Below are 19184 nucleotides of genomic sequence, written 5' to 3'. Positions count from 1 at the left end.
GCTCAGGCCGGTGATTCGGGAAGCTCGATTCCAGCCTCTATGCACCAGTTCCGCAAGGGGGCCAGAACAGGATGCTCAAAAGCCACGTTGAGATGCCAAAGGGTCCGCGGCAGATGGCGCATATAGCCCGGCTTGCCGTCCCGGTCCTTGAGGCGCACCCAGAGCCCGTTCAGCTTGCAGGCGCGCTGCGCCGACATGATCGCCCAGCTCCTCAGGAATGCGGCTTCGTTGAAATCCGCTTTCCTGGCGCGTGCCGAAAGATAGTCTGCCATCAGCTGGTCCATCAGCGGCCGCTCAATCGTCACCCGCGCATCCTGGACCAGCGAGACGAGATCATAGGCCGAGGGGCCAATCATCGCATCCTGGAAATCGATAAGGCCGACCCTGTCATGCCCTTCGCGATCATCGCGCCAGATGATGTTGGGCGAGTGGAAGTCACGCATGACGATGGACGTATCGGAGCCCGCCAGTTCGTCGATCAGTTGGTCCCAGATGGCGAGATAGCTGGCACGTTCTTCCGCTGTCGCCTGTTGCCCCTTACGTTTCCAGGGCAGGTGCCAGTCAAGAAGCAGCTCCACCTCGAACTTCATCGCCGCGCGATCGAAATCGGGAATGACGTGTTTATGCCCGCCCGCAATGACGATCTCCCGATCGAAGGGCGTGTCATGAATGGCGGCCAGACAAGCCGCACTGGCACGGTAGCGGTCAGCGATCGGCTTTCCCTGTTCGTCGAGAACACCGCCTTCGCCGAGATCTTCGAGAAGCAACAGACCTGCGTCGAGATCCTGTTCCAGGACTTCGGGAGCGGCAAAGCCGCGCTCGCGCAGCGCCTGTCCGATGGCCACGAAGGGACGCACATCCTCGGCCAGATGCACGAGCTGCGAATAGGGCTTGCCGTCCCGGATCGGCGGACCGTTCGGCCGCTTGGGCGCATCCATCAGGACGAGGCGGGCACTGCCGTCGGCAGGATAGACGTGCTCATAGGCCCGGTTGGAAGCGTCGCCCGTCAAATGCCGTCGATGGGCATCTCCGTATCCGCATCTCTTCAGGAAGCGGCGGATTTCATCCACGCGCCGAAGCCGAGCCAGTTTTGCCTCTGGCGCGCGGATTACCAGGTTTCGCCCGCCATTGGACGCGAATTGAAACTCGATCTCGATCCGGGTTCTAGGAAGCGCGCGGCCTGCCTTGCCCGGCCACTCGACGAGGCATATGCCATCGGCCAAGGCTTCTTCCAGCCCCAGTTCATCCAGTTCGCTCGGATCGGAGAGCCGGTAAAGGTCGAAGTGGGCAACGGGAATACTGAGATCATAATTCTGAACCAGCGTGAATGTCGGGCTGGGCACTTCGAGATCGGGATCATCGGCCAGGGCGCGTATGAATGCCCGGCTCAAACTCGATTTGCCGGCCCCGAGATCGCCGTCCAGCGCGACACAATCGCCGACCTGAAGTGCCAGCAACAGATCCTCGCCGAACAGTGCCGTGGCGGCATCATCGGCGAGGTGAACGACAAGCGTGGACGGCTCGGAGTTCATTCTGCGGCGGCGATCATCTGCGGTATGCTGGCATTGGGGATGCGGCAATGAACCGTGGTACCCTGACCTGGCTCGCTCTCGATCTTGACGTCTCCCTTGTGGAGATTGACGAAGCTCTGGACGATCGACAGACCAAGGCCCGGTCCGCTGCGCTTGCCACCCTTGGCGCTCGTCGAAAATCGATCGAAGGCCGAGGACAGGAGATCGGCGCTCATGCCGCAGCCACTGTCAGTCACCGAGAACGAGAAGTCGGTGCCGTCGCGCCAGCATTTCATGGAAACCACGCTGCCTTCGGGTGCGAAATTGACGGCGTTCGTCAGGATCTTGATGAGGATCTGCTTCAACCGCTGCCGGTCTGCGATCAGGTGGCCGAGCTGGGCAGGGGCAGCAATCTCCAGCGTCACGCTGCTCTCCTGGAGCCGATCGGTCATCTGCATGGAGACATCGTCGAGCAGGTCGCTCAGATCGATCTCTGAATAGTCGAGCTGCATGATCCCGGCATCCACGGTCGCGAGATCTAGGATGTCGTTGACGATGGTCAGGAGGACGGACGACGACGTCGAAATATGATCGATGTATTCGGCCTGCCGCTCGTTGAGCGGACCGATCGTCGGTGTCTTCAGAAGATCGGTGAAGCCGATGATGTTGGTGAGCGGCGAGCGAAGTTCGTAGGAGACGTGCTGGACGAAATCGTTCTTCAGCTCGTCGGCCTTCCGCAGCGCTTCATTCTTCTCCTTCAAGGCCCGTTCCGCCCGGACGCTGTCCGTCATGTTGACGAAGGTCAGCATGGTCTGTGCGTTGGGCAGTGGCGTCACGGCATAGTCGAGGACGAGGCCGGAATAGAGTTCGAGCGTCCCCTGGCTGGAAGGACGTTCGTCCTCGAAGCTGGTGATCATCTTGCCGTAGGCTTTCCAGCCGTCCGGCTTGTCATAGGACGGTGCACAGGCGGCTTCGAGCAGCCGGATATGCGTGCCGACCGCCGCCTGGGTCTCGGTGATGCCCCAGATTGCCCGGAAGGCGGGGTTGGAGAGCTGAATCCGGCCATCGGGCCCGAAAACGGCAACACCCTCCGACAGATGGTCGATGGTTTCGCCCTGCACCTGGACCAGCGTATTGTAGCGGGTTTCCAGATTGAATTGTTCGGTCAGGTTTTCAAAGACCCAGGTCGCGCCGCCCTGCGGGTGAGCCGAGGCGATCACGCGCAGCGTCTGGCCGTTGGGCAGATGCCATAGGTCGGTCTGGGTTTCGAGCGCCCGATAGACAGAAAGGCAATTGTCCTTCCAGGCTTTCCAGCTCAGCTGCTCCGGCAGCTTGTGCGCGGCGCGCAAGCGGTCGAGCAGTTCGGCATGATCCGGTCGGCTCTCGAGGAACTTGGTCTCGAGACCCCAGAGCTGGAGGAAAGCCTGATTGTAGAACTGCAGGCGACGATCAGCGTCGAAGATCGCAACCGGGGTCGCGAGATGGTCGAGCGTATCGGCGTGGCTCTTGAGCGTCCGCGCAAGTTCCTCCCTGAGTGTCTCGGAGGAGGAGACGTCGATTGCCATGCCACAGGAGCCGCCAGGACCCCGCACATCGACGACGTCGAAGAAGGTGCGTGCGCCGCGGACGGCGGTCGAAACGGTATCGTGGAACGGTGATTCCGGCGTTGCGGAAGCCTTGATCTTCTCACGCGTCAGAGTGCCCAGGATCTCGCGTCCTTCCTGCACCGCCTGTTGCGGTGACGTGGATTCGACGGCATCGCTATAGGCCTGGTTCACCCAGACGAGACGCCCGTCGCCATCCCGCTGCCAGACCGGCTGTTCGATCGAATCGAGCAGCGATTCGAAGGTCGCGATCGAGCTTCGCAACCGGTTGCGTTCGATCTTGAGTTCAGCGAGTTCTGCACGCAGATTGTCCAGCGCCACGAAATGCGCATAGGCGCGGCCACCGTAGAGGTTGCCCTGAACCTCCAGAACGTCTCCGCGCTGCGTCTCGACCACGAGATCGAAAGTCTTGGCGTTCAGCCGGAGTGCCTCGATTGCGCGCTCCACCTCGCTTGCGGAATGAGGCTTCAGCCAGCGTCCGAACGCCAGAAAGTCCGGATCCTGCTGGGGAGCACCCGTCTCCGCCGGGAGCTGTCCGAGAAGCTCGGCGCGGCCGTTGTGACCGTCCCAGATCACCGTGCGGCGATTCTTGTCGGCAATCAGCGTCTGATAGCGTGAGATCTTCTGCTGGCTGTCCGAATAGGCGGAGCGCAGTTCGCGCACTTCGCCATCGAGTTTGTTGCGTTGACGCAAGAGAACAGCCGCGAAGATCAGGGCGGCCGAAACCGAACCGAGAAGCACCGCATATCCGGCGACGTCGATGCTGTTGAAGCCGCGCATGGCGGTCGTCGCCTGCGCATACGCAAGGCCCGGAGCAAACAGGCTCGCGAGCGCACTTCCGCAAGCCAGAACACGCCTTCTCATCGCCAAGGCGGGACGATGGGACAACTCGTGGAGCATCCCGTTTTTTCGCTCAGAAACTGGCCGCCAGAGGCTTGGAAAACCGGCCGTCATAGCCGTATCCCGCTGACGCGGGGCGCGTTGATCTACCGACATTCTCGGTCTGTCTCCGTCTCATTATGTGCCGCATCGTCGACAAGACATCCGTATCCGCGGACCGCTCGTGCAGTTCACGAATCAAGTTCTAAAACAATACCTTTGATGGGAAGGGTCGGGAAGGCCGGGCCCCAAAAAAGAAAGCGGCGCCTTTGTCAAGGCGCCGCCCACTAGATGTAGATATTATCCAGCTATATTTTAATAGCGGTAGTGCTCTGCCTTGAACGGACCCTGCGCCGTGACTCCGATATAGGCGGCCTGTTCGTCCGAGAGCGTCGTCAGCTTCACGCCGAGCTTTTCGAGGTGCAGGCGAGCGACCTTTTCGTCGAGGTGCTTCGGCAGGACGTAGACGCCCGGCTTGTACTCGTCGGTCTTGGCGAAGAGTTCGATCTGGCCGAGAACCTGGTTGGTGAACGACGCAGACATCACGAAGGACGGGTGACCCGTTGCATTTCCGAGGTTCAAGAGACGACCCTCAGACAGCAGGATCATGCGGTTGCCCTTCGGGAACTCGATCATGTCGACCTGCGGCTTGATGTTCGTCCAACGCAGGTTCTTCAGAGAAGCGACCTGAATTTCGTTGTCGAAGTGGCCGATATTGCCGACGATCGCCATGTCCTTCATCTCGCGCATATGCTCGATGCGGATGACGTCCTTGTTGCCGGTCGTGGTGATGAAGATGTCGGCCGAGGAGACCACGTCTTCCAGCGTGACCACTTCAAAGCCGTCCATGGCGGCCTGCAGGGCGCAGATCGGATCGACTTCCGTCACCTTGACGCGGGCGCCGGCGCCGCGCAGCGAGGCGGCCGAACCCTTGCCGACGTCGCCGTAACCGCAGACGACAGCGACCTTGCCGGCCATCATCACGTCGGTACCGCGGCGAATGCCGTCGACGAGCGATTCCTTGCAGCCATACTTGTTGTCGAACTTCGACTTGGTGACCGAGTCGTTGACGTTGATGGCCGGGAAGGGGAGGAGGCCCTTCTTGGCGAGTTCATAAAGGCGATGCACGCCGGTGGTGGTTTCTTCGGTGACACCCTTGATCGCATCGCGCTGCTTGGTGAACCAGCCAGGCGAAGCGGCGAGACGCTTCTTGATCTGCGCAACCAGGATTTCTTCTTCTTCCGACTGCGGATTGGAGAGAACGTCCTCGCCGGCTTCGGCGCGGGCGCCGAGCAGGATGTACATGGTGGCATCGCCGCCATCATCGAGGATCATGTTGGAGAAGCCGCCGTCGGTCCACTGGAAGATCTTGTCGGTGTATTCCCAGTAATCGGTGAGCGACTCGCCCTTGATCGCAAAGACCGGGATGCCGGCAGCGGCGATCGCTGCAGCGGCGTGGTCCTGGGTCGAGAAGATATTGCAGGATGCCCAGCGGACATCGGCACCGAGCGCGACGAGCGTTTCGATCAGAACAGCGGTCTGGATCGTCATATGCAGCGAACCGGTGATCCGTGCACCCTTCAGCGGCTGGCTCGCGCCGAATTCTTCGCGGCAGGCCATCAGGCCCGGCATTTCGGTTTCAGCGATGCTGATTTCCTTGCGGCCGAAATCGGCAAGACCGATATCAGCGATCACATAGTCATGTTTGCTCATGGGATTCTCCGGCTGGATCCGACCCGATCCGCATCTCATGGCGGATGGATTAACTGGCTCTCCCGCAGATCTGGCTGCAGGGCTGGTCGTCTTCTAGCAGGGAACCGCATCAAACGCAATCTGACATAAAGAAGTCTTTATGTCTTTATGTCGCGATGCTTTACATCTCTTCACCAAAGCGGTCCGCGACCAGGGCGGCAAGTGCGTTCATGACGTCCTCGGCCTGACTGCCCGAAGCCGATACACAGATCGAGCACCCCGGGCTTGCCGCCAGCATCATCAAACCCATGATTGAGGTGCCGCCGACAGTCGTTCCATCCTTGGAGACACTGACGCTCGCATCGAAGCCGCTGACGGTCTGTACGAATTTGGCGGAGGCGCGCGCATGGAGGCCACGCTTGTTGATGATCAAAAGATCGCGGGAGATCGGGTCGGCCATCGCAGTCATTTGCCACTCAATACGCGGCTTGCAACATTGATGTACTTGCGCCCAGCCTCGGAGGCCTCGACGAGGGCGCGATCCATGTCGTTGTCGCCGCGAACGCCGGCAAGCTTGATCAGCATCGGCAGATTGACCCCGGCGATCACTTCGATCCGGCCGGTGTTCATCACGGAGATCGCGAGGTTCGAGGGCGTACCACCGAACATGTCGGTGAGGATGATTACGCCATGGCCATCATCGGCACGTGACACGGCATCAAGAATGTCCTGACGACGCTGATCCATGTCATCTTCGGGGCCGATCGAGACGGTCTCGATGCATTTTTGTGGGCCTACGACGTGCTCCACCGCGTGGTGAAACTCTTCAGCCAGCTTGCCATGCGTGACAAGCACAAGTCCGATCATTCTCTACTGCCCCTTAGCGCAACTCTCGCCAAATAGCTCAAGATTGGCGTTTCGTCCATCAGTAGGACGCCATCTTGTCGATCAAAGCGGGAAGTGCAAGCCAAATCAGCGTGTAAATTGCCGGTTCGCTGCAAGGCTTCGAATACGCGCCAAGATCAGGCTGAGTGGAAAACGGCTCCACATCGGCACCCTGACGACCGGAAGGCTAAGTCCCGCGATAAGCTCGGCTTGCTCGTCGTCCGGCGGCAACCGATGTCTTTCATCCGCGCCGACCGGCAGCACGATATAGCTCAGTTCGGCGCGGTCCACATGATCGACGGAGACGATACCGCTGTATCGGAGTTCGATCAGACCGCGGATCGGTTCGGGGCAGGAGGCAAAGACCTGGCCGTTCTCCAGCGATATGATGACACGGTCATCCGAGATTAGCGCAGCCGGGATATTGGCGAGCCTGGCTTCTGCGAGGCAATCGAAAGCAAGGCTCGACTTGCCGCTGCCCGATGGCCCGACAAATGCCAAGCCGAGACCATCGACGCTGATCGCCGTCGCATGGATGTTGTGGGTCTCGCCCGTCATGCCGCAGTCTCTACGGGCAGGGACAGGACGAAGCGGGCGCCGGTGATGCGGCCCGATGCCGGGTCCACGACGTTTTCGGCCCGCAGGGTGCCGCCATGGGCCTCGGCGATCTGTCGGCTGATCGATAACCCGAGACCGGAATTCTGGCCGAAGCTCTCGCCCTCTGGTCGGTCGGTGTAGAAACGTTCGAAGATGCGGTCGATGTCCTCGGCCTGAATGCCGGGCCCGTTGTCCTCCACCTGGATCTGGCACCGCGTGCGATTGCGCGACAGCTTGACGAGGATCCGGCCGCTGTCTTCTGGCACGAAGGACCGTGCATTCTCGATCAGGTTGGTGACGATTTGTCCGAGACGCAGGTCGTGCCCGTGGACCACGAAATGCTGGTTCGATCCGGGTTTCTGATCGATCACGTAGTCGATCTGAACGGCCTTCTTGCCGCTGCGGATTTCCCTGGAGATGTCGACGAGGCTGGAAACGAGCACCCCGAGATCGACAGGCTTTGCGTCCGAGCGCGCCAGTTCCGCGTCGAGGCGTGAGGCGTCGGAGATGTCGCTGATCAGACGGTCGAGACGGCGGACGTCGTGCTGGATGATATCCATAAGCCGCTGCCGGGACTGGTCTGTCTTGGCGAGCGGCAGGGTTTCGACGGCCGAACGCAGCGAGGTCAGCGGGTTCTTGAGCTCGTGGCTGACGTCGGCAGCGAAACTCTCGATCGCATCAATGCGATCGTAGAGCGCTGTCGTCATTTCGCGCAGCGCGATGGAAAGGTTGCCGATCTCATCCTGTCGGATGGAGAAGTCGGGGATTTCCTCACGCTCCTTTGCGCCACGGCGAACACGGATGGCGGCTGCCGAGAGGCGGCGCAGCGGATTGGCGATGGTCGAGGACAAGAGCAGCGACACAACGATATTGACGAGGGTCGCAACCCCGAAGACCCGCAGGATCGCGAGGCGTTCAGCATGGACGATCTTGTCGATGTCCCCGGCCTGGGTTGATAGCAGGAGCACACCGAGGACAGCACGCGAGCGCTGTACCGGCACTGCGACAGAGACGATCAATTCTCCCTGGTCGGTCACGCGGACGACCGCACCGCGAACCCCGGTCAGCGCGTTCATGACCTCCGGATAGATCGAGCCGTCACCGCCAGGCGCTTCCCGATAGACCGGCAGATTGCCGGGCTGCAGGATCGTGTTGAAGAGGCGGGTGATCCAGTCGGTAAAGCTGGTGGAATCATTGTCGACCGGCGGCAGGTCGAAGCGCAGAACCTGGCCGCGCGAATAGAGATGCCGCGAATCAAGCAGCAGGTTGGCATCGGCGTCGAAGAGGCGGGCGCGGATGCGCGTCGGGGAGATCAAGCGCCGAAGAACCGGTGCCACGCGTTCCGGATTGATCGGAAACTCGAGATCTTCGTCGTTCGGAACCGGCGTGATGCTCTGTCCGGCCTGCAGTTCGAGCAGTTTCTCCGGATCGATCGTGATCGAGTTCGTATCGACAGAGGCAGACGCCGATACGGCCGCCGCGATGATCTCGCCCTGCGTCAGAAGGCTCTCGACGCGCGCATCGATCAGTCCCTCGCGGAACTGATTGAGATACATGATGCCGCCGACGAGCACGATGAGTGCGGCGAGATTGAAGAAGACGATCCGGCGCGTCAGGCTGGAAAACAGCGCGTGGCCGAAGATCCGGCGGATGAGCGTGAAGGGATGGCTGAACAGCCGACGCTGCTCGGAGCCGGAATCCGTCTCCTCCAGATGTCCCTCGTCAACCTGCTGGGTCAAACCTTTGCCTTTCGCCCGTCCTGTCAGCCATCAAGGCTGCTACGGCGGGATCTTACGCTGCTTCGCGGAAGCGGTAGCCGACACCGTACAGCGTTTCAATCATGTCGAAGTCGGTATCGACCATCTTGAACTTCTTGCGCAGCCGCTTGATGTGGCTGTCGATCGTGCGGTCGTCAACATAGACCTGCTCGTCATAGGCCGCGTCCATCAAGGCGTCACGACTCTTGACCACGCCGGGGCGCTGCGCCAGCGACTGCAGGATGAGGAATTCGGTCACGGTCAGCGTCACCGGATCACCCTTCCAGGTGCAGGTATGGCGTTCCTGGTCCATCACCAGCTGTCCGCGCTCCAGCGTGCGGGCCTGTTGCTCGGGGCTTCCCTTTGCAGGGCCGTTACCCGCAGCAAAGCTCTCGCGGCTTGCAGACCGTCGCAGGATCGCTTTCACGCGCTCCACCAGCAGGCGCTGCGAGAAGGGCTTGGTGATGAAATCATCAGCGCCCATCTTCAAGCCGAAGAGCTCGTCGATTTCCTCGTCCTTCGAGGTCAGGAAGATCACCGGGATATCGGACTTCTGGCGCAGGCGACGCAGCAGCTCCATGCCATCCATGCGCGGCATCTTGATGTCGAAGATGGCGAGCTGTGGCGGTCGGGCCAGAAGACCGTCAAGAGCCGAGGCGCCATCGGTGTAGGTTTCGACCTTATAACCTTCCGCTTCGAGTGCGATGGAAACCGAAGTCAGAATATTGCGGTCGTCATCCACGAGGGCGATCGTCTGCATAGGGTACGTCTCCGTCATCGTTGCGCTGCTCCTGGTCTGTCCAGCCCAGCTCTGGTTCCATGGCAGTGCGATATGGGGATAAAGGTGGAACAAATTGTGGCAGAGGGGAAGGGGCAGGGACAGCGGATTTCGTTTCGTCCGCCGTTTTCCGTCCATCGCGGCCCCCGATGATGGCGGAATGGAAGCGGAACTAAACGATTTAAAAAGAGTGTTTTCCGTTTTAAATCGATTAAATAATTGATATCATTATATTTTTTGCCCTGCTGCCTTGCATTTCACTGCTCTGCCGTTTAGGTTTCGCTCATTCAAAGTTCTGGCCCATGTGAGAGGAAAGCGGACCATGGAGGAATTCGGCGTGAGGAACCCGGCTGCGGGGATCTCGGAAATCGGCTTGGGGAAGGCTGCCAGCGTTCGCTACAACTTCCTGGAAGCGGCTCTTTATGAAGAGGCGATCCGTCGCGGCGAGGCGGAGCTGACAGCAGATGGTGCACTTCGTGCGCTGACCGGTCAGCACACCGGCCGTTCTGCCAAGGACAAGTTCGTCGTCCGCGACGGCAATACCGACGGCCAGATCTGGTGGGACAACAACAAGCCGATGTCGCCGGAACATTTCGCCGTGTTGCATCAGGACATGCTGGCCCATGCCGAAGGCCGCGATCTTTTCGTTCAGGACCTGATCGGCGGCGCCGACGCGGATAACGCCTTGCCAACGCGGGTAGTGACCGAATTCGCCTGGCACTCGCTCTTCATCCGCAATCTGCTGATTCGTCCCGAGCGTGACGCCTTGGAAGGTTTCCTGGCGAAGCTGACCATCATCGATCTGCCGAGCTTCCGCGCCGATCCGGCCCGCCATGGCTGCCGCACCGAAACCGTCATTGCCTGCGACCTGACCAATGGCATCGTCCTCATCGGCGGCACGTCCTACGCCGGCGAGATGAAGAAGTCGGTCTTTACCGTCCTCAACTACCTGCTGCCGACGAAGGGCGTCATGCCGATGCATTGCTCGGCCAATGTCGGTCCCGATGGCGATGCGGCTGTGTTCTTCGGCCTGTCCGGTACCGGCAAGACGACGCTCTCGGCCGATCCAAAGCGCACACTGGTCGGTGACGATGAGCATGGCTGGGGCGAAAACGGCATCTTCAACTTCGAAGGTGGCTGCTACGCCAAGACCATCCGTCTCTCGGCCGAAGCCGAGCCGGAGATCTTCGCAACGACCAAGCGTTTCGGCACGGTGCTGGAAAACGTCATTCTCGACGAGAACCGCGTGCCTGACTTCAACGATGGCTCGTTGACGGAAAACACCCGTTGCGCCTATCCGCTGCATTTCATCCCGAATGCGTCGGAAACCGGAATCGCGCCGCATCCGAAGACGATCATCATGCTGACGGCGGATGCCTTCGGCGTGTTGCCGCCGATCGCGAAGCTCACGCCGGAACAGGCCATGTACCACTTCCTGTCCGGCTATACTGCAAAGGTAGCCGGCACTGAAAAGGGCGTGACCGAACCGGAAGCGACCTTCTCGACATGCTTTGGCGCACCCTTCATGCCGCGCCATCCGACCGAATATGGCAACCTGCTGCGTGATCTGATCGCCCGTCATCAGGTCGATTGCTGGCTGGTCAACACCGGCTGGACCGGAGGTGCCTACGGGATCGGTAATCGCATGCCGATCAAGGCGACGCGCGCGCTGCTGACCGCTGCACTGACCGGCGAATTGAAAAAGGTCGAGATGCGCACAGATGCGAACTTCGGTTTCGCGGTTCCGGTCGCCGTTGATGGCGTCGATACCAAGATCCTCGACCCGCGTTCGACTTGGGCCGATGGTGCGGCCTACGACGCGCAGGCCAAGAAGCTGGTCGGCATGTTCATCGACAACTTCGCCAAGTTCGAAGCTCATGTCGACGGCAAGGTTCGTGATGCGGCCCCGGGCATTCGCCTCGCGGCGGAATGAACGACTGAATTCCCGAAGATGAAGGAGGCCCGGTAGCTTTGCTGCCGGGCCTTTTCTGCTTCCGGCTTGCCTTTGCTGCGGTCACGGCCGATATGGAGGCCTGACCAAGAGACCGATGACATGGCAAGCGAACCACTCGAGATCAACAACCGCATCACGATAGCCGGCTGGGAATTGACGGAGCAGTTCGTGCTGGCCGGGGGCCCTGGTGGCCAGAACGTCAACAAGGTTTCGACTGCGGTCCAGCTCTTCTTCAACCTGCTCGGATCGCCCTCGCTGAACGACCGCGTGAAGCAGAATGCGGCGAAGCTCGCCGGCAAACGCCTGTCCAAGGAAGGCGTGTTGATGATCGAGGCCAGCCGCTTCCGCAGCCAGGATCGCAATCGCGAAGATGCACGGGAACGGTTGAAGGAATTGCTCCTCGAGGCCGCCAAGCCACCGCCGCCGCCGCGCAAGAAGACGAAACCGACCAAGGGTTCGATCGAACGGCGCCTCAAGGCGAAATCCGGCCGCTCGGATGTGAAGAAGATGCGCGGCAAACCGACGGGAGACTGAGCATGGCCGCAGCGAAAGCCGAGATCAGTCTTTCATCCGGTCTTCGTTACCTGCCTGGCCGGCTGGCGCGCGAAGAGCAGGCAAACCTCGTCGAGATCATTCGCGGCATCGTTGCTGAAGCGCCGCTTTATGTGCCGGTCATGCCGGGTTCCGGCAGGCCCATGTCTGTCCGGATGACAAATTGCGGACCGCTTGGCTGGGTGACGGACAAGGAGCGCGGCTATCGTTATCAGGCAACCCACCCGATGACTGGCGAGCCCTGGCCGGCAATCCCGGACGTTCTTCTTGATCTCTGGCGCGAGCTTTCAGGCTATCCGAAAGACCCGGAGGCCTGTCTCGTCAATTTCTATGCCGACGACGCCAAGATGGGCCTGCATCAAGATCGCGACGAATCGGAATTTGCCGCACCGGTGCTCTCGATCTCACTCGGCAATACCTGCCTGTTTCGCATCGGGGGATTGGCACGGACCGATCGCACCCAATCGCTGAAGCTGGAAAGCGGCGATGTTTTCTTGCTGGGAGGGGAGGGGCGCCTCTGCTTCCACGGGGTAGACCGCATCTATCCCGGGACCTCGACCCTTCTGAAATCGGGTGGGCGCATCAATCTGACCCTGCGCCGGGTCAATCCATAGCCGGCGATCGATCGCCTACAGTTTTCTCAGCGCCACGGTTTCGACGAGGTGATTGTCACCCTTGCGCAGGATGAGATCGGCGCGTGGCCGGGTCGGCAGGATGTTTTCCCTGAGGTTCTTCAGGTTGATATTCGTCCAGAGGCCCTCGGCGATCTCCTTGGCCTCATCCTCACTGATGGTCGCATAGCGATGGAAGTAGGAGTTAGGATCGCGGAACGCGGTCTGCCGCAGTTTCATGAAGCGGTCGACATACCAGCGGTGGGTCGCGTTCTCATCGGCGTCGATATAGATCGAAAAATCGAAGAAGTCCGAGACCATTGGCACGATCTTGCCATCGGCCGGAAGGTTGCGCGACTGAAGGACGTTGATGCCCTCGAAGATCAGGATATCCGGACGGTCGATCACCCGGTGCTCGTTCGGCAGCACGTCATAGGTCAAGTGCGAATAGCTGGGCGCCTTGACATTCGGCAGTCCCGCCTTGATCGCCGACAGGAAGCGCAGGAGCGCACCGATGTCGTAGCTTTCCGGGAAGCCTTTGCGGTTCAGGATGCCGTTCTTCACCAGATGCGCGTTCGGATACAGGAAGCCGTCGGTCGTCACGAGGTCGACCTTCGGGCTGGATGGCCAACGCGCCAGAAGTTCTTTCAGAACACGCGCGGTCGTCGATTTGCCCACGGCAACGGATCCGGCAATGCCGATCACAAACGGCGTCTTGAAGACGTCGGAAAGGCTGAGGAAGCGGTTGCGCTGCTCGAACAACAGCTGCGAGGATTCTACATGTGAAGACAACAGGCGCGAGAGCGACAGATAGATCCGCCGGACTTCATTGAGATCGATCGGATCATCGATCGAGCGGAGCCGGTGAACCTCGTCAGCTGTCAGGGTCAGCGGCGTATCGGCGCGGAAATGCGCCCATTCTTCGGAATCGAAGAAGTGATAGGGGGAATAGCCGTTCGCCTGGAAATGGTCGAGGACGTCTGGCGTTTCGGGGTCCCGCATAGCTATCGTCATGGATCCTGCCGACTGGCCTTCTCGCTCAGGCCTGTCTGAGCAGTGCGGCGCTCAAGTTCCTGCATTACTGCTTGTAAAGGGATGTCCGCAATTTTCAATACGACCATCAGGTGATAAAGGAGGTCCGCGCTCTCGTAGACGAGGTTCTCGCGGTCTTGTTTGACTGCGGCCATCACAGCCTCGATCGCCTCTTCGCCGAGTTTTTTTGCAGCCTTGTCCTGGCCGCCTGCCACGAGTTTTGCCGTCCAGGATTGGCTTGGATCCGCCTGGGCCCGGCTGGCTACAATGGCTTCGAGATCGGCAAGGGTGAAACTGCTCATCACGGGTCCTTCCGCGTCAGTCGAGACGCATGGCGATGCCGGCTGCGGCCATATGGGCCTTCGCCTCTGCAATCGAATAGGTGCCGAAGTGGAAGATCGAGGCGGCAAGCACCGCAGTCGCATGTCCGTCTCGAATACCCGCGACCAGATCGTCCAGATTGCCAACGCCGCCCGAGGCGATGACGGGGACGCGGACGCTGTCGGCGATCGTGCGGGTGAGGCCGATATCGTAACCGCTCTTCGTGCCGTCCCGGTCCATCGACGTCACCAGCAGTTCACCGGCGCCGCGCTCGACCATCTTCACCGCGAATTCGACCGCATCGATGCCGGTCGGCTGGCGTCCGCCATGGGTGAAGATCTCCCAGCGATCTGTCTCGCCGGCTAAGGAAACCTTCTTCGCGTCGATCGAGACGACGATGCACTGGTTGCCGAACTTGTCGGCGGCTTCTGCCACAAAATCGGGGTTCTTCACCGCTGCCGAATTGATCGACACCTTGTCGGCGCCGCAAAGCAGGAGCTTGCGGATGTCGGCGACGGCGCGAACGCCACCGCCAACCGTCAGCGGCATGAAGCAATGATCGGCCGTCTGGGCAACCACGTCGAAGATCGTATCGCGGTTGTCGGAGGACGCGGTGATGTCGAGGAAGCAGAGCTCGTCGGCGCCAGCGGCGTCGTAAGCCTTGGCAGCCTCGACCGGGTCACCGGCATCGATGAGATCGACGAAATTGACGCCCTTGACGACGCGGCCGTCCTTGACGTCGAGGCAGGGGATCACGCGGGCCTTGAGTGTCATGGTCTTGTCCTCAGCCTCTCGCAGCCTTGATCAGCGCGAGCGCCTCTGCTGGGTCGATGCGCCCATCATAAAGCGCGCGCCCGGAAATCGCACCTTCGAGCTTCTTCGCATCAGGTTCCAGCATGCGCTTGATATCTTCGATCGAGGCGAGACCGCCCGACGCAATCACCGGGATCGAAACGGCAGCGGCAAGCTCCAGCGTCGAGGCCCAGTTGATCCCCGTCAGGATCCCGTCGCGGTCGATGTCGGTATAGATGATCGCAGCGACTCCAGCGCCTTCGAAACGCTGGGCGAGTTCGATTACGCCGAGTTCGGAGGCTTCCGCCCAGCCCTCGACGGCAACCTTGCCGCCCTTGGCGTCGATACCGACGGCGACCTTGCCGGGGAAGCGCTTGCAGGCTTCGATGACCAGCGCCGGATCACGCACGGCAACCGTACCCAGGATCACCCTCGACAGCCCACGCGACAGCCAGCTCTCGATGTGGTCGAGCGTACGGATGCCGCCGCCGAGCTGTACCGGGTTCTTCGTGGCCTTCAGGATTGCATCGACGGCAGCGCCATTGACGCTTTCACCGGCAAAGGCGCCGTTCAAGTCGACGACATGCAGCCATTCGAAGCCCTGGTCTTCGAAGGCGCGCGCCTGAGCGGCCGGATCGGGATTGTAGACAGTCGCCTGGTCCATATCACCAAGCTTGAGGCGTACGCACTGGCCGTCCTTGAGGTCGATGGCGGGAAAGAGGATCATGGGAGTATCCGTGCCCTTCAGGGCGTCCAGGTCAGAAAATTGGCGATCAGCTTCAGGCCGAGTGCCTGGCTCTTCTCGGGATGGAATTGCGCACCCACCATGTTGTCACGCCCGACAAAGGCGGTCATCGCGCCACCATAGTCGGTTGTTGCAATCACGTCCTCGGGCTTGCGCGCAGCGAGGTGATAGGAATGGACGAAATAAGCGTGCAGCCCGTCCGACCCCGTCGGAATGCCGTCGAACAGCGGATGTGGCCGGTTGAGTGTGAGCGTGTTCCAGCCGATCTGCGGAATCTTGAGGGATGGATCGGACGGCGTCATTTCGACGACATCGCCTTCAATCCAGCCGAAGCCGTCGGTCACGGTCTTCTCGAGACCACGCGACGACATGAGCTGCATTCCGACGCAGATGCCGAAGAATGGACGCCCCTTGGTCTCGACCACTTCCGTGATCGCGTCATGCATGCCGGGAACGGCATCGAGCCCCTTGCGGCAGTCGGCATAGGCCCCGACACCGGGAAGCACGATTCGGTCGGCGGTGGCGACCCGGTCTGCCTTGTCGGTGAGTTCGATTTCGGCGTTAAGGCCGGCCTCGCGGGCGGCCCGTTCAAAGGCCTTGGTGGCCGAGCGCAGATTGCCCGAGCCGTAGTCGATGATAGCTACACGCATGTCTTCCAGTCCTTTCTGCTCGACGGTTCGGCTTCAACGTCCGAACCGGAGCAAGGTGGCAGTCTCACTCGGGAAACTGCCCCTTAAACCAGGGTGCCCTTGGTGGAGGGGATACGGTTTGCCTGCCGCGGATCGACTTCCGTTGCCGTCCGAAGCGCGCGCGCGACTGCCTTGAAGCAGGTCTCGGCGATATGATGGTTGTTCGCGCCGTAATGGTTCAGCACATGCAGCGTGATCCCGGCGTTCTGGGCGAGAGCCTGGAAGAATTCGCGCACCAGTTCGGTGTCGAAAGTGCCGATCTTCGGCGCACTGAAATTGACGTTCCAGACCAGAAACGGGCGGCCAGAGACGTCGATAGCCGCCTTGGTCATCGTCTCGTCCATGGCAAGGTCGATCGAGGCATAGCGCGTGATGCCCTTGCGGTCGCCGAGCGCCTTGGAAATGGCCTGACCGAGCGCAATGCCCGTATCCTCGACGGTATGGTGATCGTCGATATGCAGGTCGCCCTTCACATCGATATCCATGTCGATCAGCGAATGGCGGCAGAGCTGGTCGAGCATGTGATCGAAGAAGCCCACGCCGGTCGAAATCTTGCCCGTGCCGGTGCCGTCAATATGGACGGAAACCGAGACCGAGGTTTCGTTGGTTTTGCGGGAAACTTCGCCTTTACGCTCTGCCATTTGGCTGCTCCATGAGGATCTCGGCCCTCCCATAACAGCAGGGCGGTGAAATATCCAGAAGTTACATTGCGCTGCCGCAAGGCGGCGCTGGAGCTTTTGCCGCAGATTGCAATCGTTGAAAGCCCACTTACATAGGAACCGACAAACCGGGCCTCAAAGCCCGTTCCACAAGGCCCGCAGAGGCGGGTGACAGGTGATTGATGACAACGATTGTTACCGTACGCAAGGACGGCAAGGTGGTGATGGCCGGTGACGGACAGGTCAGCCTTGGCCAGACCGTGATGAAGGGCAATGCCCGCAAGGTCCGCCGCATCGGCAAGGGTGGCGATGTGATCGCAGGTTTTGCCGGCGCAACAGCCGATGCCTTCACCCTCCTCGATCGTCTCGAAAAGAAGCTCGAGCAATATCCCGGCCAACTCATGCGCGCAGCCGTCGAGCTCGCCAAGGACTGGCGCACCGACAAGTATCTTCGCAATCTCGAAGCCATGATGCTGGTGGCCGACAAGTCGATCACGCTCGCGATCACCGGCAATGGTGATGTGTTGGAACCCGAACACGGCACCATCGCCATCGGCTCCGGCGGCAACTTCGCCTATGCGGCTGCCCGCGCCCTGATGGATACCGATCGCTCGGCCGAGGACATCGCCAGACGTGCGCTCACCATCGCCGGCGAGATCTGCGTCTACACCAACAACAACATGGTGGTCGAAACCCTCGACGCCGACTGACGGCTGCCGATCGAATTCCACACCAAGAGACGATGCGCGGGTCCGCGGCATCGTGAGGAGCAACCCGAAATGACCAATTTCTCCCCGCGCGAGATCGTTTCCGAGCTCGACCGCCATATCATCGGCCAGCATGACGCCAAGCGGGCGGTCGCGATCGCCTTGCGCAACCGCTGGCGCCGCCAGCAGCTTTCGGAAGATCTGCGCGACGAGGTCATGCCGAAGAATATCCTGATGATCGGACCGACCGGCGTCGGCAAGACGGAAATCTCCCGCCGCCTGGCCAAGCTCGCCGGCGCGCCCTTCATCAAGGTGGAGGCGACAAAGTTCACCGAAGTCGGTTATGTCGGCCGCGATGTCGAGCAGATCATCCGCGATCTGGTCGAGATCGGCATCGCACTCATCCGCGACAAGAAGCGTCTGGAAGTGCAGGCCAAGGCGCATCAGCTGGCCGAAGAGCGCGTGCTCGATGCCCTTGTCGGCGCCACGGCATCTCCCGCCACACGGGACAGCTTCCGCAAGAAGCTCCGCAACGGCGAGCTCGATGACAAGGAAATCGATATCGAAGTGGCCGACAGCGGCTCCGGCGCGCCCGGCTTCGAAGTTCCCGGCATGCCCGGTGCCAATATCGGCATCCTCAACCTGTCGGAAATGTTCGGCAAGGCCATGGGCAACCGTACCAAGAAGGTCCGGACCACCGTCAAGGCATCCTATGCCGACCTGATCCGCGACGAGTCCGACAAGCTGATCGACAACGAAGTCATCCAGCGCGAAGCGCTGCGTTCCGTCGAGAATGACGGCATCGTCTTCCTCGACGAAATCGACAAGATCGCCGCCCGCGAGGGTGCCATGGGTGCAGGCGTTTCGCGCGAAGGCGTGCAGCGCGACTTGCTTCCACTCGTCGAAGGGACGACGGTCGCGACCAAATACGGTCCGGTGAAGACCGACCACATCCTCTTCATCGCGTCTGGCGCATTTCATGTGTCCAAGCCCTCCGACCTTCTGCCGGAGCTTCAGGGCCGCCTGCCGATCCGCGTCGAGCTGAAGCCGCTGACCAAGGAAGATTTCCGCCGCATCCTGACAGAGACCGAAGCGAGCCTGATCCGCCAGTACAAGGCGCTGATGGCAACCGAGGAGCTCAATCTCGACTTCACCGAGGATGCGATCGATGCTCTCGCCGATGTCGCGGTTCAGCTCAACGAAACGGTTGAGAACATCGGTGCCCGTCGCCTGCAGACGGTGATGGAGCGGGTGCTCGACGAGATTTCCTTCCATGCACCGGACCGCGGTGGCTCGGAAGTGATGATCGACTCGGCTTATGTGCAGGAGCATGTCGGCGATCTCGCCGCCAACACGGACCTTAGCCGCTACATCCTGTGATCTTTGTGCATCTATGGGTCGCTTTCGCCCCCGGCGTGC

General features: G+C 60.7%; 19 protein-coding genes. 5 read left to right on the top strand and 14 right to left on the bottom strand.

Annotated elements, in window-relative coordinates; all coding sequences use genetic code 11:
- Window positions 1-2: 2 nt before the first annotated feature.
- The 8 genes from tsaE to IP85_RS12360 all read right to left on the bottom strand — a co-directional run bounded on the left by tsaE (window position 3) and on the right by IP85_RS12360 (window position 9685).
- Window positions 3-1532, bottom strand: a complete 1530-nt coding sequence (gene tsaE / locus IP85_RS12395; protein ID WP_054149992.1) for a tRNA (adenosine(37)-N6)-threonylcarbamoyltransferase complex ATPase subunit type 1 TsaE — start codon at window positions 1530-1532, stop codon at window positions 3-5.
- The gene (locus IP85_RS12390) at window positions 1529-4015 is read right to left on the bottom strand and encodes a PAS domain-containing sensor histidine kinase (protein WP_245280861.1); all 2487 of its coding nucleotides are present in this window, start codon (window positions 4013-4015) and stop codon (window positions 1529-1531) included. The genes tsaE and IP85_RS12390 overlap by 4 nt, the downstream gene beginning before the upstream one ends.
- 294 nt (window positions 4016-4309) lie before the next feature.
- The gene (gene ahcY, locus IP85_RS12385) at window positions 4310-5707 is read right to left on the bottom strand and encodes an adenosylhomocysteinase (protein WP_054149990.1); all 1398 of its coding nucleotides are present in this window, start codon (window positions 5705-5707) and stop codon (window positions 4310-4312) included.
- 160 nt (window positions 5708-5867) lie between these two features.
- Window positions 5868-6155, bottom strand: a complete 288-nt coding sequence (locus IP85_RS12380; protein ID WP_054149989.1) for an HPr family phosphocarrier protein — start codon at window positions 6153-6155, stop codon at window positions 5868-5870.
- A complete protein-coding gene (locus IP85_RS12375) occupies window positions 6152-6553 on the bottom strand; it encodes a PTS sugar transporter subunit IIA (RefSeq protein ID WP_006724185.1) in 402 nt (133 codons plus the stop codon). The genes IP85_RS12380 and IP85_RS12375 overlap by 4 nt, the downstream gene beginning before the upstream one ends.
- A 105-nt stretch (window positions 6554-6658) precedes the next feature.
- Window positions 6659-7129: a serine kinase gene (locus IP85_RS12370; protein ID WP_054149988.1), complete on the bottom strand. Its 471-nt coding sequence runs from the start codon at window positions 7127-7129 to the stop codon at window positions 6659-6661.
- Entirely contained in the window at window positions 7126-8880 is a 1755-nt protein-coding gene (locus IP85_RS12365; RefSeq protein ID WP_236759379.1) for a sensor histidine kinase, read from the bottom strand. The genes IP85_RS12370 and IP85_RS12365 overlap by 4 nt, the downstream gene beginning before the upstream one ends.
- 79 nt (window positions 8881-8959) lie before the next feature.
- A complete protein-coding gene (locus tag IP85_RS12360) occupies window positions 8960-9685 on the bottom strand; it encodes a response regulator transcription factor (RefSeq protein WP_006724182.1) in 726 nt (241 codons plus the stop codon).
- Window positions 9686-10025: 340 nt separating this feature from the next.
- Here IP85_RS12360 and IP85_RS12355 point away from each other — a divergent pair, with 340 nt between their 5' ends.
- From IP85_RS12355 to IP85_RS12345, 3 genes are all read left to right on the top strand, one after another.
- Window positions 10026-11636: a phosphoenolpyruvate carboxykinase gene (locus IP85_RS12355; RefSeq protein WP_054149986.1), complete on the top strand. Its 1611-nt coding sequence runs from the start codon at window positions 10026-10028 to the stop codon at window positions 11634-11636.
- Window positions 11637-11756: 120 nt separating this feature from the next.
- Window positions 11757-12191: an alternative ribosome rescue aminoacyl-tRNA hydrolase ArfB gene (gene arfB, locus IP85_RS12350; protein ID WP_054149985.1), complete on the top strand. Its 435-nt coding sequence runs from the start codon at window positions 11757-11759 to the stop codon at window positions 12189-12191.
- A 2-nt stretch (window positions 12192-12193) separates the two neighbouring features.
- The gene (locus tag IP85_RS12345) at window positions 12194-12823 is read left to right on the top strand and encodes an alpha-ketoglutarate-dependent dioxygenase AlkB (RefSeq protein WP_054149984.1); all 630 of its coding nucleotides are present in this window, start codon (window positions 12194-12196) and stop codon (window positions 12821-12823) included.
- A 15-nt stretch (window positions 12824-12838) separates the two neighbouring features.
- Here the strand turns inward: IP85_RS12345 and coaA are convergent, their stop codons facing one another.
- The 6 genes from coaA to hisB form a co-directional block, all read right to left on the bottom strand.
- Window positions 12839-13834: a type I pantothenate kinase gene (coaA, locus tag IP85_RS12340; protein WP_054149983.1), complete on the bottom strand. Its 996-nt coding sequence runs from the start codon at window positions 13832-13834 to the stop codon at window positions 12839-12841.
- On the bottom strand, window positions 13831-14154 hold the full coding sequence (locus IP85_RS12335) for a phosphoribosyl-ATP diphosphatase (protein ID WP_054149982.1): 324 nt from the start codon (window positions 14152-14154) through the stop codon (window positions 13831-13833). Before IP85_RS12335 ends, coaA begins: the two co-directional genes overlap by 4 nt.
- Before the next feature lie 16 nt (window positions 14155-14170).
- On the bottom strand, window positions 14171-14947 hold the full coding sequence (gene hisF, locus IP85_RS12330; RefSeq protein WP_054149981.1) for an imidazole glycerol phosphate synthase subunit HisF: 777 nt from the start codon (window positions 14945-14947) through the stop codon (window positions 14171-14173).
- A gap of 10 nt (window positions 14948-14957) precedes the next feature.
- Complete coding sequence (gene hisA, locus IP85_RS12325; RefSeq protein WP_054149980.1) at window positions 14958-15692, bottom strand: 1-(5-phosphoribosyl)-5-[(5-phosphoribosylamino)methylideneamino]imidazole-4-carboxamide isomerase; 735 nt, start codon at window positions 15690-15692, stop codon at window positions 14958-14960.
- Between the two features lie 17 nt (window positions 15693-15709).
- Window positions 15710-16360 (bottom strand): imidazole glycerol phosphate synthase subunit HisH, encoded by a 651-nt coding sequence (gene hisH, locus IP85_RS12320; RefSeq protein WP_054149979.1) that lies wholly within the window; start codon window positions 16358-16360, stop codon window positions 15710-15712.
- Window positions 16361-16443: 83 nt separating this feature from the next.
- Window positions 16444-17040: an imidazoleglycerol-phosphate dehydratase HisB gene (gene hisB / locus IP85_RS12315; RefSeq protein ID WP_054149978.1), complete on the bottom strand. Its 597-nt coding sequence runs from the start codon at window positions 17038-17040 to the stop codon at window positions 16444-16446.
- Between the two features lie 200 nt (window positions 17041-17240).
- Here hisB and hslV point away from each other — a divergent pair, with 200 nt between their 5' ends.
- Window positions 17241-17768, top strand: coding sequence for an ATP-dependent protease subunit HslV (gene hslV, locus IP85_RS12310; protein ID WP_054149977.1), 528 nt, complete (start codon window positions 17241-17243; stop codon window positions 17766-17768).
- A 69-nt stretch (window positions 17769-17837) separates the two neighbouring features.
- Window positions 17838-19145 carry an ATP-dependent protease ATPase subunit HslU gene (gene hslU, locus IP85_RS12305; protein WP_054149976.1) on the top strand — a complete coding sequence of 436 codons (1308 nt, stop codon included), beginning with the start codon at window positions 17838-17840 and terminating at the stop codon, window positions 19143-19145.
- Window positions 19146-19184: the final 39 nt, after the last annotated feature.

It is taken from the genome of Rhizobium sp. AAP116 (assembly GCF_001295785.1).
GTDB lineage: Bacteria > Pseudomonadota > Alphaproteobacteria > Rhizobiales > Rhizobiaceae > Allorhizobium.
This window is presented reverse-complemented; position numbering and strand designations above follow the sequence as displayed.

Coding starts and splice junctions, on each gene's coding strand:
- IP85_RS12360 (WP_006724182.1), bottom strand. CDS start 9,685: ATGCAGACGATCGCCCTCGTGGATGACGACCGCAATATTCTGACTTCG.
- hslV (WP_054149977.1), top strand. CDS start 17,241: ATGACAACGATTGTTACCGTACGCAAGGACGGCAAGGTGGTGATGGCC.
- hslU (WP_054149976.1), top strand. CDS start 17,838: ATGACCAATTTCTCCCCGCGCGAGATCGTTTCCGAGCTCGACCGCCAT.
- IP85_RS12345 (WP_054149984.1), top strand. CDS start 12,194: ATGGCCGCAGCGAAAGCCGAGATCAGTCTTTCATCCGGTCTTCGTTAC.
- hisF (WP_054149981.1), bottom strand. CDS start 14,947: ATGACACTCAAGGCCCGCGTGATCCCCTGCCTCGACGTCAAGGACGGC.
- IP85_RS12375 (WP_006724185.1), bottom strand. CDS start 6,553: ATGATCGGACTTGTGCTTGTCACGCATGGCAAGCTGGCTGAAGAGTTT.
- arfB (WP_054149985.1), top strand. CDS start 11,757: ATGGCAAGCGAACCACTCGAGATCAACAACCGCATCACGATAGCCGGC.
- hisH (WP_054149979.1), bottom strand. CDS start 16,360: ATGCGTGTAGCTATCATCGACTACGGCTCGGGCAATCTGCGCTCGGCC.
- IP85_RS12335 (WP_054149982.1), bottom strand. CDS start 14,154: ATGAGCAGTTTCACCCTTGCCGATCTCGAAGCCATTGTAGCCAGCCGG.
- tsaE (WP_054149992.1), bottom strand. CDS start 1,532: ATGAACTCCGAGCCGTCCACGCTTGTCGTTCACCTCGCCGATGATGCC.
- coaA (WP_054149983.1), bottom strand. CDS start 13,834: ATGACGATAGCTATGCGGGACCCCGAAACGCCAGACGTCCTCGACCAT.
- ahcY (WP_054149990.1), bottom strand. CDS start 5,707: ATGAGCAAACATGACTATGTGATCGCTGATATCGGTCTTGCCGATTTC.
- IP85_RS12370 (WP_054149988.1), bottom strand. CDS start 7,129: ATGACGGGCGAGACCCACAACATCCATGCGACGGCGATCAGCGTCGAT.
- hisA (WP_054149980.1), bottom strand. CDS start 15,692: ATGATCCTCTTTCCCGCCATCGACCTCAAGGACGGCCAGTGCGTACGC.
- hisB (WP_054149978.1), bottom strand. CDS start 17,040: ATGGCAGAGCGTAAAGGCGAAGTTTCCCGCAAAACCAACGAAACCTCG.
- IP85_RS12355 (WP_054149986.1), top strand. CDS start 10,026: ATGGAGGAATTCGGCGTGAGGAACCCGGCTGCGGGGATCTCGGAAATC.
- IP85_RS12380 (WP_054149989.1), bottom strand. CDS start 6,155: ATGACTGCGATGGCCGACCCGATCTCCCGCGATCTTTTGATCATCAAC.
- IP85_RS12390 (WP_245280861.1), bottom strand. CDS start 4,015: ATGCTCCACGAGTTGTCCCATCGTCCCGCCTTGGCGATGAGAAGGCGT.